We start from the raw sequence: 11,415 nt of genomic DNA, 5'->3' as shown, positions 1-11,415 counted from the left end.
GCGAGCCTGCTCGCGAAGAGGCCTTCACATCCGACATCAATGTCGACTGAAACACCGCTTTCGCGAGCAAGCTCGCTCCCACAGGGGTTTTGCATTCCTTCAGAGGAATCCGCGCAGGTTTAAACGGCGGCGTTGTAGAACTGCTCGCTGCTCTTCTGCTCCACCAGCGCCTGTTCGATTGCGGCCTGGTAAACCTCATCGGAATGTTCTTCACGAGCTTCCGGCTGGATGCCCAGACGCGCGAACAACTGCATGTCCTTGTCCGCCTGCGGGTTGGCGGTGGTCAGCAGTTTGTCGCCGTAGAAAATCGAGTTGGCGCCGGCGAAGAAGGCCAAGGCCTGCATCTGCTCGTTCATCGCTTCGCGGCCGGCGGACAGGCGCACGTGGGATTGCGGCATGAGGATGCGAGCCACGGCGAGCATGCGGATGAAGTCGAACGGGTCGACGTCTTCAGCATTTTCCAGCGGCGTGCCGGCAACTTTCACCAACATGTTGATCGGCACCGATTCCGGATGCTCCGGCAGGTTGGCCAACTGGATCAGCAGATTGGCGCGGTCATCCAGCGACTCGCCCATACCGAGAATGCCGCCGGAGCAGATCTTCATCCCCGATTCACGCACATAGGCCAGCGTTTGCAGACGTTCGCTGTAAGTACGGGTGGTGATGATGCTGCCGTAGAACTCGGGCGACGTGTCGAGGTTGTGGTTGTAGTAATCGAGCCCGGCCTTTGCCAGTGCCTCGGTCTGATCCTGATCGAGACGGCCGAGGGTCATGCAGGTTTCCAGGCCCATGGCCTTCACGCCTTCGACCATTTTCAGCACGTACGGCATGTCTTTGGCCGACGGATGTTTCCACGCCGCGCCCATGCAGAAACGTGTCGAACCGATAGCCTTGGCGCGTGCTGCCTCTTCGAGGACCTTCTGCACTTCCATCAGCTTTTCTTTTTCAAGACCGGTGTTGTAGTGACCGGACTGCGGGCAGTACTTGCAGTCTTCCGGGCAGGCGCCGGTCTTGATCGACAGCAGGGTCGACACCTGAACGCGGTTGGCGTTGAAATGTGCGCGGTGCACCGTTTGCGCCTGGAACAGCAAGTCGTTGAATGGCTGTACGAAGAGTGCTTTGACTTCGGCCAGAGACCAGTCGTGACGCAGGGTGGCGGTGGTGCTCGCGCTCATGGGTAGTTCCTTGGTTATGCTTGGCTGGCGGCTGCGGGAATGGAATACCCACAGGCGCGACACGGATGTTCGGCATATTTAAGGAAGAGTCATGCGCTGTCAACCACGATACGAAGGACAGGTTTACATCTGTTTAAATAATGTACAAACCTGCTTGCTTTGCGATGAGCCGGCAGAAGCAGAAATGCCAATCTGCGTGGCCTGCGAAACGGATTTGCCCTGGCTCGGCGACCACTGCCAGACCTGCGCCCTGCCACTCTCTGCCGCCGACCTGACCTGTGGCGAGTGCCTGCTAGAGCCGCCGGCGTTCGAACAGGTGGTGGTGCCGTGGCGCTATGGCTTCCCGGTCGACAGTTTGATTACGCGTTTTAAACACAACGCAAAATGGCCGTTTGGCCACCTGCTCGCCGACGTTCTCGGGCAATACCTGCAACATCGCTTCGATGAGGGGTTGCCGAGGCCTGATGTGTTGTTGCCGGTGCCGCTGGCGAACAAACGACTGCGTCAACGCGGGTTCAACCAGGCCGCTATGTTGGCGCGCTGGTTGAGTCAGGTGCTGGGGTTGCCGTGCGAAGATCGGGTTCTGCGGCGAATCAAGGATACCGATGCTCAGCAGGATCTCGACGCCAAGGCGCGTAAAGGTAATCTGCGCAATGCCTTCAGCCTGATACCCGACTGCAATGTGAAAGGCCGGCATCTGGCGTTGATCGATGATGTGCTGACGACGGGTGCCACTGCCCAGGCAATCGCCCGGTTACTGATGAACGCTGGCGCTGCGCGGGTCGATGTCTATTGCCTGGCCCGCACGCCAAAACCCGGCACCTGAGCCAGCACAATCCCTGTAGGAGTGAGCCTGCTCGCGATAGCGTCATCATTGCCAACATTTATGCTGACTGATCCACCGCAATCGCGAGCAGGCGAAGGCCTACAAGGGATCTCGGCTCGACTTGACTCTCGCGTCGCTAGCGGCCAACTTCCACCTCCACCGCCACAAAAAAGCACTCATTCATGTCCATGCCTTCCCTGCTCTCCCAGCACATCGTCCGCCGTCCGCAGCGCATCGCCCTGCTGCAACATATCGCCGAACAGGGCTCGATCACCCGCGCGGCGAAAAGCGCTGGCCTGAGTTACAAAGCGGCGTGGGACGCCATTGATGAGCTGAACAACCTCGCGCAAAAACCGCTGGTCGAGCGCGCCGTCGGTGGTAAGGGTGGCGGCGGTGCGAAACTCTCCAGCGAAGGCGAGCGCGTTTTGCGCCTGTACCAAAAACTGCAGGCCTTGCAGGCCCAGGTGCTGGAGGCAGCGGAAGACGCCAGTGATCTGGATCTGCTCGGTCGTTTGATGCTCAGAACCAGCGCACGCAATCAGTTGCACGGCAAGGTCGTGGCGATCGAAGCGCAGGGCCGCAATGACCTGATCCGCCTCGAACTGGCCGAAGGCCTGTGCCTCGATGCGCAGATCACCCATGACAGCACCGTGCACCTGGAGCTGCAAGCCGGCACCGAAGTGGTCGCCCTGATCAAGGCCGGCTGGCTGGAATTGCTCAGCAATGAGCAGCCTGCAACGTTTGGTCACAATCTTCTCAACGGCACCATCGAAGCGATCCTCGACGCCGAGGATGGCCCGAGCGAAGTGCGCATTGCCCTGCCCAACGGCCATATCCTCTGTGCCCTGGCGGAACCGCTGGACCTGCGCACTCGCGGGTTGGGCATCGCACAACCAGTACAGGTGCAGTTTTCGCCGTCCAACGTGCTGCTCGGCACGCCGCTGTAATCAGGCGCTGCAACGAAAGCGTCATCGACGCTCATTAAGGTGGCTGCCAAAACCAAGCAGGGAGCCTGATGTGAGCCTATTAGAAGAAAACCAATCCACTGACCTGGAAAAAATGGTCGGCCTCAGCCGTCGCGGTTTCATCGGCGCCGGCGCGCTGTGCGGCGCGGCGATGTTCCTCGGCGGCAGCCTGTTGAGCCGCAGCGCGCTGGCCACTGGCGTCAGTGCCGGCAACAGCCGTCTGCTCGGTTTCGAGAGTATTCCGGCGGCAACCACCGACGTCATCACACTGCCCAAAGGCTACAAGTCTTCGGTGCTGATCAGTTGGGGCCAGCCCCTGCAAAAGAACGGCCCGGCCTTCGACCCGAGTGGCAACGGCACCGCTGCCGCCCAGGAAGTGCAATTCGGCGACAACAACGACGGCATGAGCCTGTTCGCCTTCCCCGACGACCGCAACCGCGCGCTGATGGCGATCAACAACGAATACACCAACTACCGCTACCTCTATCCGCACGGCGGCATGCCGCAATCGTCCGAAGACGTGCGCAAGGCGCTGGCCTGCGAAGGCGTCTCGGTGATTGAAGTGCAACGCAAGAACGGCCAGTGGCAGTTCGTTCAGGGCTCGCGCTACAACCGCCGGATTCACGGTAACTCGCCGCTGCGCATCAGCGGCCCGGCGGCCGGTCACGACTTGATGAAAACGGCGGCCGACAAACACGGCAAGAAAGTCCTCGGCACCTTCCAGAACTGCGCCAACGGCAAAACGCCGTGGGGCACTTACCTGACCTGCGAAGAAAACTTCACCGACTGTTTCGGCAGCAGCAATGCCCAGCAACAGTTCGACCCGGCGCAGAAGCGTTACGGTGTCTCGGTCGCCAGCCGCGAGATCAACTGGCACCCGTACGACCCGCGCTTCGACATGGCCAAGAACCCCAACGAACTCAACCGTCACGGCTGGGTAGTCGAGATCGATCCGTTCGACCCGCAATCGACCCCGGTCAAACGTACGGCGCTGGGCCGCTTCAAACATGAAAACGCCGCACTCGCCGAGACCGACGACGGTCGCGCCGTGGTGTACATGGGCGACGACGAGCGTGGCGAGTTCATCTACAAATTCGTCAGCCGCGATCGCATCAACCACCGCAACGCCAAGGCCAACCGCGACATCCTCGATCACGGCACCTTGTACGTTGCCAGGTTCGATGCCGGCGACGGCAACCCTGATCACCCGAAAGGCCAGGGCCAGTGGATCGAACTGACCCACGGCAAGAACGGCATCGACGCCAGCAGCGGTTTCGCCGATCAGGCCGAAGTGCTGATCCACGCACGCCTCGCCGCCAGCGTGGTTGGCGCGACGCGCATGGACCGTCCGGAGTGGATCGTCGTCAGTCCGAAGGACGGTCAGGTCTATTGCACCCTGACCAACAACGCCAAGCGCGGCGAAGACGGGCAGCCGGTGGGCGGGCCGAACCCGCGCGAGAAAAACGTCTACGGGCAGATTCTGCGCTGGCGCACCGACCGTGACGATCACGCCTCGAAGACGTTTGCCTGGGACCTGTTTGTAGTCGCCGGTAATCCGGGCGTGCATGCCGGGACGCCGAAGGGTGGCTCGAAGAACATCACCCCGCAGAACATGTTCAACAGCCCCGATGGCCTGGGTTTCGACAAGGCCGGACGCTTGTGGATTCTCACCGACGGTGATTCGAGCAACACCGGCGACTTTGCCGGGATGGGCAATAACCAGATGCTTTGCGCCGATCCGAAGACCGGTGAAATTCGCCGGTTCATGGTCGGGCCGATTGGTTGTGAAGTGACCGGGATCAGCTTCTCGCCGGATCAGAAGACGTTGTTTGTCGGGATTCAGCATCCGGGTGAGAACGGCGGGTCGACCTTCCCTGAGCATTTGCCGAATGGCAAGCCGCGGTCTTCGGTGATGGCGATTACGCGTGAGGACGGCGGGGTCGTGGGCGCCTGACAGACCGCCTTCGCGAGCAGGCTCGCTCCCACATTGGGAATGCGATCCCCTGTAGGAGTGAGCCTGCTCGCGATAGCGTCAGCACAGACACCAAACCCCTAAGGGCCTGCCATCTGCGCTACCATGCTGGGCCGGACGCGGCAGCCTGCTGCGCGCAGGAGTCAGCATGGCCCACCCGTTTGAAACCCTCACCCCCGACCTCGTGCTCGATGCCGTTGAAAGCATCGGCTTCCTCAGTGATGCACGCATTCTGGCGCTCAACAGCTACGAAAACCGCGTCTATCAGGTCGGCATCGAAGACTCCGAACCGCTGATCGCCAAGTTCTACCGTCCGCAGCGCTGGACCAACGAAGCCATCCTCGAAGAGCACAAGTTCACCTTCGAACTGGCCGACGTTGAAATCCCGGTCGTGGCACCGCTGATCCACAACGGCGAAACCCTGCACGAGCATGCCGGTTTCCGCTTCACCCTGTTCCCGCGTCGCGGCGGTCGTGCGCCGGAGCCGGGCAATCTTGATCAGCTGTATCGCCTCGGCCAGCTGCTCGGGCGCATTCACGCGGTCGGTGCGACCAAGCCGTTCGAACACCGTGAAGCCCTCGCCGTGCAGAACTTCGGCCATGCTTCGCTGAACACCTTGCTCGAAGGCAACTTCATTCCGAAAAGCCTGCTGCCGGCCTACGAGTCCGTCGCCCGTGATCTGCTCAAGCGCGTGGAAGATGCCTACGCCAACACGCCACACCAGAACATCCGCATGCACGGCGACTGCCACCCCGGCAACATGATGTGCCGCGACGAGATGTTCCACATCGTCGACCTCGACGACTGCCGCATGGGCCCGGCGGTGCAGGACATCTGGATGATGCTCGCCGGTGATCGTCAGGAATGCCTGGGGCAGTTGTCGGAACTGATGGACGGCTACAACGAGTTCCACGACTTCGACCCGCGCGAACTGGCGCTGATCGAGCCGCTGCGCGCCTTGCGCCTGATGCACTACAGCGCATGGCTGGCGCGGCGCTGGGATGATCCGGCGTTCCCGCACAGTTTTCCGTGGTTTGGCACCGAGCGGTATTGGGGTGATCAGGTGTTGGCGTTGCGTGAGCAACTGTCGGCGCTGAATGAAGAGCCACTGAAACTCTTCTGATCAAAGATCAAAAGATCGCAGCCTTCGGCAGCTCCTACCCTGGAATACATTCCCCTGTAGGAGCTGCCGAAGGCTGCGATCTTTTTGCGTTCTGACACGACACATCTATACAACCTCCTTACAATCCCTCCTTTGTTAGCTGCCTAAGCAAGGATTCTGCATGCAAGCCGCCAACCCGCGTCGCGGGTACATTCTGGGCCTGAGCGCCTACATCATCTGGGGCCTGTTCCCGATCTACTTCAAAGCCATCGCCGAAGTGCCGGCCGTTGAAATCATCATCCATCGAGTGTTGTGGTCGGCGCTGTTCGGTGCATTGTTGCTGATGGTGTGGAAACACCCGGGCTGGTTGCGCGAACTGCTCGACAACCCTAAACGCCTGGCGATTCTGGCCCTGAGCGGCACGTTGATCGCGGCCAACTGGTTGACCTACGTGTGGTCGGTGAATAACGGGCGCATGCTGGAAGCGAGCCTCGGTTACTACATCAACCCGTTGGTCAACGTGCTGTTGGGCATGTTGATTCTCGGCGAACGCTTGCGGCGGATGCAGTGGCTCGCGGTCGGTCTGGCGGCGGTTGGTGTGGCGCAGCAGGTGTGGCAGGTCGGCAGTCTGCCGTGGGTATCGCTGGTGCTGGCGCTGACGTTCGGCTTCTACGGTCTGATCCGCAAACAGGCGCCGGTCAAGGCGTTACCAGGGCTGGTGGTGGAAACATGGATGCTGGTACCGATCGCGATTGCCTGGCTGCTGTTCAATCAGACCGCGACCAGCGCCCAACCGGAGTTCTGGACCACCTCGCAAGCCTGGTGGCTGGTAGCGGCCGGCCCGGTGACATTGGTGCCGCTGGTGTGTTTCAACGCTGCCACGCGTCACTTGCCCTACACCACCATCGGCTTCCTGCAATACCTGGCGCCGACTTTGGTGCTGCTGCAAGCCGTGCTGCTGTTCGGTGAGCATCTATCGTCCAGCACATTGGTGGCGTTTATCTTCATCTGGGCCGGTCTGGCCGTTTACAGCGTCGACGCGGTGATCAGTTTGCGCCGGCGCAGCTGATCAAAAAACGTACAAACCCTCACAGGCCACGGTTCTCGTGGCCTGCATCGTTCCTTCCCAAGGTTATCCACAGCGTGATCCCCGCCGTTTGTGTGCAAGTCACTGAATGTTGGCGATTTTTTGATCAGCTCCGCGCAAGCCCCGGCCGGCCTGACGCTGCGCCCGGTCTCTACAGGTTATCCACAGGCAGGTGCACGTTAAAACTGGATAACCCGGCCAGCGCTTAACTGTCTGTGCGTAACACCAGTTCGACCATCAGATCATCGGCCAGGGTTTCCAGCCGCGACTGCAATACATCCAGCGACAGAGTCAGCGGTACCGCGAGAATCGCTTCGGCGTGGAACAGCGGTTCGCTGCTCATCGGTGCCGGACGCACTTCAGTCACCAGCCGCTCAAGGTTGACGCCCTGCTCGCTCAACAGCCGGGTGATGTCGCGGACGATGCCGGGCCGGTCATTGCCCACCAGTTCCATGGCGATCGGTTTCCAGGTACAGGATTGTTCGATACCGCTCTCGGCGATCAGCACGCGAATGCCGTGCGTCGACAATGCTTGTAAGGCATCGACTAATTCGTCGTAAGCCTCTGCCGGCACCCCCACACGAAGAATCCCGGCGAACTGCCCGGCCATCCGCGACATGCGGCTTTCCAGCCAGTTACCGCCGTGTTCAGCAATGCATTGGGCGATGCGCTCGACCTGTCCGGGCTTGTCCGGGGCAAAAACGGTGAGTACGAGATGGTCCATGGCGTCGCCCTCTTGTCATGACTTTTGTTATAGAAGGGGAAGTATAGGCAAGGGTCGATTTTGCGTTGAGGCGACCGACGCTTTCGCGAGCAGGCTCGCTCCCACAAAAACCGGTGCCATAGCAGCCAATCACGATTTATGTGTACAACTTTTTATATTTAGCTGGAACAATCCATCTGTTTTTTGAGAACATCCCGTTCCGCGATGTGACCGCAATGCGACATGAGGTCGCAGAACGACGTAATTAGTCTGATTTTCACAAGCGCAACTCATCATGTAGTATGCCGCAGCGCGCACTACATAACGCTGGATCGATGTCTGCCCAAAGCCTGTTCGCAACCCTGAAAGCCCCGTCAGCAAGGCCCCCAAGCCGTTGATTGGTCCCAGCCCAGCCGCCAGCAATGGCATGTACTGGTCGGCAGGTTTGTGGTTTAAATGGCCAGAGGCTTCATTGTCAAATTGAAGAGCTGAAAAGCGAAATAGCTGAGCAGAGTGAGGCAAGCAATGACTGAACACGTTCAAGTCGGTGGCCTGCAGGTCGCCAAAGTCCTGTTCGACTTCGTGAACAACGAAGCCATTCCCGGTACCGGCCTCACCGCCGAAAAATTCTGGGAAGGTGCCGACAAGGTCATTCATGACCTGGCGCCGAAGAACAAAGCCCTACTCGCCAAACGCGATGACTTCCAGGCTCGCATTGATGCCTGGCACCAGGAACGCAACGGTCAGGCGCACGACGCCGTGGCCTATAAAGCCTTCCTGCAAGAAATCGGTTATCTGCTGCCAGAAGCGGCTGATTTCCAGGCAACGACGCAAAATGTCGATGATGAAATCGCCCGCACCGCCGGCCCGCAACTCGTGGTGCCGGTGATGAACGCCCGCTTCGCTCTCAATGCCTCGAACGCCCGCTGGGGTTCGCTGTATGACGCCCTCTACGGCACCGACGCGATCAGCGAAGACGGTGGCGCGGAAAAAGGCAAAGGCTACAACAAGGTGCGTGGCGATAAAGTCATCGCCTTCGCCCGTGCGTTCCTCGACGAAGCCGCACCATTGGCTGCTGGCTCCCACGTCGATTCGACCGCCTACAAAATCGCTGACGGCAAACTGCTGGTCACCCTCAAGGGCGGCAGCAACACTGGCCTGCGCGACGACGCACAACTGATCGGTTTCCAGGGCGACGCCAACGCGCCAATCGCCATCCTGCTGAAACACAACGGTCTGCACTTCGAAATCCAGGTCGACGCCAGCACCCCGGTTGGCCAGACCGACGCCGCCGGCGTCAAAGACATCCTGATGGAAGCAGCGCTGACCACCATCATGGACTGCGAAGACTCCGTGGCCGCCGTCGATGCCGACGACAAAGTGGTGATCTACCGCAACTGGCTCGGCCTGATGAAGGGCGACCTCGCGGAATCCGTGTCCAAGGGCGGCCAGACCTTTACCCGCACCATGAACCCGGATCGCACCTACGCCGCGCCAAATGGCGGTGAAGTGACGTTGCACGGTCGTTCGCTGTTGTTCGTGCGCAACGTTGGCCACTTGATGACCATCGACGCGATCCTCGACAAAGACGGTAACGAAGTGCCGGAAGGCATTCTCGACGGTCTGGTCACTTGCCTCGCGGCGATGCACAACCTCAATGGCAACACCTCACGCCGCAACACTCGCACCGGTTCCGTGTACATCGTTAAACCGAAGATGCACGGCCCGGAAGAAGCAGCGTTCACCAACGAGCTGTTCGGCCGCATCGAAGACGTGTTGGGCCTTACGCGCAATACCCTGAAAGTCGGGATCATGGACGAGGAACGCCGTACCACGGTCAACCTCAAGGCCTGCATCAAGGCAGCCAGCGAGCGCGTGGTGTTCATCAACACCGGTTTCCTCGACCGTACCGGCGACGAAATCCACACCTCCATGGAAGCCGGCCCGGTGGTACGCAAGGCCGACATGAAGGCTGAGAAGTGGATCGGCGCTTACGAAAACTGGAACGTCGATATCGGTCTGAGCACCGGCCTGCAAGGTCGCGCGCAAATCGGTAAAGGCATGTGGGCGATGCCCGACCTGATGGCCGCGATGCTTGAGCAGAAAATCGCGCACCCGTTGGCCGGTGCCAACACCGCTTGGGTGCCGTCGCCGACTGCTGCGGCGCTGCACGCGCTGCACTACCACAAGGTCGACGTGTTCGCCCGTCAGGCCGAACTGGCCAAACGTGCTCGCGCTTCGGTAGACGACATCCTGACCATTCCGCTGGCGGTCAACCCGAACTGGACGCCTGAGCAGATCAAGAACGAACTGGACAACAATTCCCAGGGCATTCTTGGCTATGTGGTGCGCTGGATCGACCAGGGTGTGGGCTGCTCGAAAGTGCCGGACATCAACGACGTCGGCCTGATGGAAGACCGTGCCACGCTGCGTATCTCCAGCCAGCACATCGCCAACTGGCTGCGCCACGGTGTAGTCACTGAAGCGCAAGTGATGGAAAGCCTCAAGCGCATGGCGCCGGTGGTGGATCGTCAGAACGCCAACGACCCGCTGTACCGGCCGCTGGCACCGAACTTCGACAGCAACATCGCCTTTCAGGCGGCGGTCGAACTGGTGATCGAGGGCACCAAACAGCCGAACGGCTACACCGAGCCGGTGCTGCACCGTCGTCGTCGCGAGTTCAAGGCTGCCAACGGCCTGTAAATTTGCGCTGATGTGAAAAAGCCCTGGTCGAGAGATCAGGGCTTTTTTGTTTGTGCGGTGTGGGCTGGTATTTGTGGTGGGCTTGAGATCGATCCCCCTCACCCCGGCCCTCTCCCCCAAGGGGTAGAGGGGGAAAGGGAGCAGATTTATATGCTTTTCAAAATCTGAGCTCGGCTCAGGAATTGCCAGGGTGGAGGGGAAAGGGAGCAGATATTGGTGCTTTTCAAAACCTGAGTTCGACTTAGGAATTTCAAGTCGGTGGACCTTGCACATCCACCTCGGTCAGTCCCCTCTCCCTCTGGGAGAGGGTTAGGGTGAGGGGCTTCTAAGGCTCTATCCCCAATTCATGTTTCACCAACGCCAACAACTTGCCCGTATCAATCGGCTTGAGCAAAAAATCCACCACGCTCAAATGCATCGCCGCAATCGCGTCTTTCACATCGGCATCGCCGGACACAATGATGATCGGCATCGCCGCCCGCACTGACTCGCGCACCTGCCGAATCAGATCCAGGCCATCGACGTTGCCCATGCGCAAATCGGTAATCACCAGCCCGATCGAAGGTTTTTCATCGAGCATCTTCAGCGCCGTCTCGCCACTGGCTGCGGTCATGCAACGAATGCCATCCAACGCGAGAATCTCCGACAACAGCTCCCGGGCGTCCTTGTCGTCATCGACGATCAGTACACGCTGCGGCGGCAAATCGGGTTCGAGCATTACAGCGCTGAGCGCTTCACGCTCGGCGTCGCTCAAAATATCGTGGTCGGACATGGCGTTCTCTACGTTTTCAAATCAATCACCTGGCACAGTCGTCAGACATCGCTAAGCAGCGCTTCAATGTGCACTTCGTCGGATTTTTTTCCAAGAGGCTGGCGGGCGAA

General features: G+C 59.9%; 9 protein-coding genes. 6 read left to right on the top strand and 3 right to left on the bottom strand.

Features of this window, described 5'->3' with window-relative positions; genetic code table 11:
• Window positions 1–119: 119 nt before the first annotated feature.
• On the bottom strand, window positions 120–1,175 hold the full coding sequence (bioB, locus tag H8F23_RS17830; RefSeq protein WP_194935262.1) for a biotin synthase BioB: 1,056 nt from the start codon (window positions 1,173–1,175) through the stop codon (window positions 120–122).
• A 91-nt stretch (window positions 1,176–1,266) separates the two neighbouring features.
• Between bioB and H8F23_RS17825 the strand changes: the two genes are divergently transcribed.
• The 5 genes from H8F23_RS17825 to rarD all read left to right on the top strand — a co-directional run bounded on the left by H8F23_RS17825 (window position 1,267) and on the right by rarD (window position 7,109).
• Window positions 1,267–2,001, top strand: coding sequence for a ComF family protein (locus H8F23_RS17825; protein WP_194935261.1), 735 nt, complete (start codon window positions 1,267–1,269; stop codon window positions 1,999–2,001).
• Window positions 2,002–2,183: 182 nt separating this feature from the next.
• Complete coding sequence (locus H8F23_RS17820; protein WP_099757351.1) at window positions 2,184–2,948, top strand: TOBE domain-containing protein; 765 nt, start codon at window positions 2,184–2,186, stop codon at window positions 2,946–2,948.
• A 70-nt stretch (window positions 2,949–3,018) separates the two neighbouring features.
• The gene (locus H8F23_RS17815; RefSeq protein WP_194935260.1) at window positions 3,019–4,920 is read left to right on the top strand and encodes a PhoX family protein; all 1,902 of its coding nucleotides are present in this window, start codon (window positions 3,019–3,021) and stop codon (window positions 4,918–4,920) included.
• Window positions 4,921–5,086: 166 nt separating this feature from the next.
• On the top strand, window positions 5,087–6,061 hold the full coding sequence (locus tag H8F23_RS17810; protein ID WP_016983182.1) for a serine/threonine protein kinase: 975 nt from the start codon (window positions 5,087–5,089) through the stop codon (window positions 6,059–6,061).
• A gap of 160 nt (window positions 6,062–6,221) precedes the next feature.
• A complete protein-coding gene (rarD, locus tag H8F23_RS17805) occupies window positions 6,222–7,109 on the top strand; it encodes an EamA family transporter RarD (protein ID WP_093429936.1) in 888 nt (295 codons plus the stop codon).
• A gap of 223 nt (window positions 7,110–7,332) precedes the next feature.
• Here the strand turns inward: rarD and H8F23_RS17800 are convergent, their stop codons facing one another.
• Window positions 7,333–7,851, bottom strand: a complete 519-nt coding sequence (locus H8F23_RS17800; protein WP_093429935.1) for a glycine cleavage system protein R — start codon at window positions 7,849–7,851, stop codon at window positions 7,333–7,335.
• A gap of 504 nt (window positions 7,852–8,355) precedes the next feature.
• Between H8F23_RS17800 and H8F23_RS17795 the strand changes: the two genes are divergently transcribed.
• On the top strand, window positions 8,356–10,533 hold the full coding sequence (locus H8F23_RS17795) for a malate synthase G (protein WP_194935259.1): 2,178 nt from the start codon (window positions 8,356–8,358) through the stop codon (window positions 10,531–10,533).
• Window positions 10,534–10,858: 325 nt separating this feature from the next.
• On the opposite strand, the gene H8F23_RS17790 is transcribed toward H8F23_RS17795, so the two are convergent.
• Window positions 10,859–11,305: a response regulator gene (locus H8F23_RS17790; RefSeq protein ID WP_194935258.1), complete on the bottom strand. Its 447-nt coding sequence runs from the start codon at window positions 11,303–11,305 to the stop codon at window positions 10,859–10,861.
• Window positions 11,306–11,415 lie beyond the last annotated feature (110 nt).

Origin of the sequence: Pseudomonas neuropathica, assembly GCF_015461835.1 — a bacterium.
Classification (GTDB): domain Bacteria; phylum Pseudomonadota; class Gammaproteobacteria; order Pseudomonadales; family Pseudomonadaceae; genus Aquipseudomonas; species Aquipseudomonas neuropathica.
This window is presented reverse-complemented; position numbering and strand designations above follow the sequence as displayed.

Excerpts from the sequence above, each read along its gene's own strand:
- bioB (WP_194935262.1), bottom strand. The coding sequence starts at position 1,175 with ATGAGCGCGAGCACCACCGCCACCCTGCGTCACGACTGGTCTCTGGCC.
- H8F23_RS17825 (WP_194935261.1), top strand. The coding sequence starts at position 1,267 with ATGCGCTGTCAACCACGATACGAAGGACAGGTTTACATCTGTTTAAAT.
- H8F23_RS17820 (WP_099757351.1), top strand. The coding sequence starts at position 2,184 with ATGTCCATGCCTTCCCTGCTCTCCCAGCACATCGTCCGCCGTCCGCAG.
- H8F23_RS17810 (WP_016983182.1), top strand. The coding sequence starts at position 5,087 with ATGGCCCACCCGTTTGAAACCCTCACCCCCGACCTCGTGCTCGATGCC.
- rarD (WP_093429936.1), top strand. The coding sequence starts at position 6,222 with ATGCAAGCCGCCAACCCGCGTCGCGGGTACATTCTGGGCCTGAGCGCC.
- H8F23_RS17800 (WP_093429935.1), bottom strand. The coding sequence starts at position 7,851 with ATGGACCATCTCGTACTCACCGTTTTTGCCCCGGACAAGCCCGGACAG.
- H8F23_RS17795 (WP_194935259.1), top strand. The coding sequence starts at position 8,356 with ATGACTGAACACGTTCAAGTCGGTGGCCTGCAGGTCGCCAAAGTCCTG.
- H8F23_RS17790 (WP_194935258.1), bottom strand. The coding sequence starts at position 11,305 with ATGTCCGACCACGATATTTTGAGCGACGCCGAGCGTGAAGCGCTCAGC.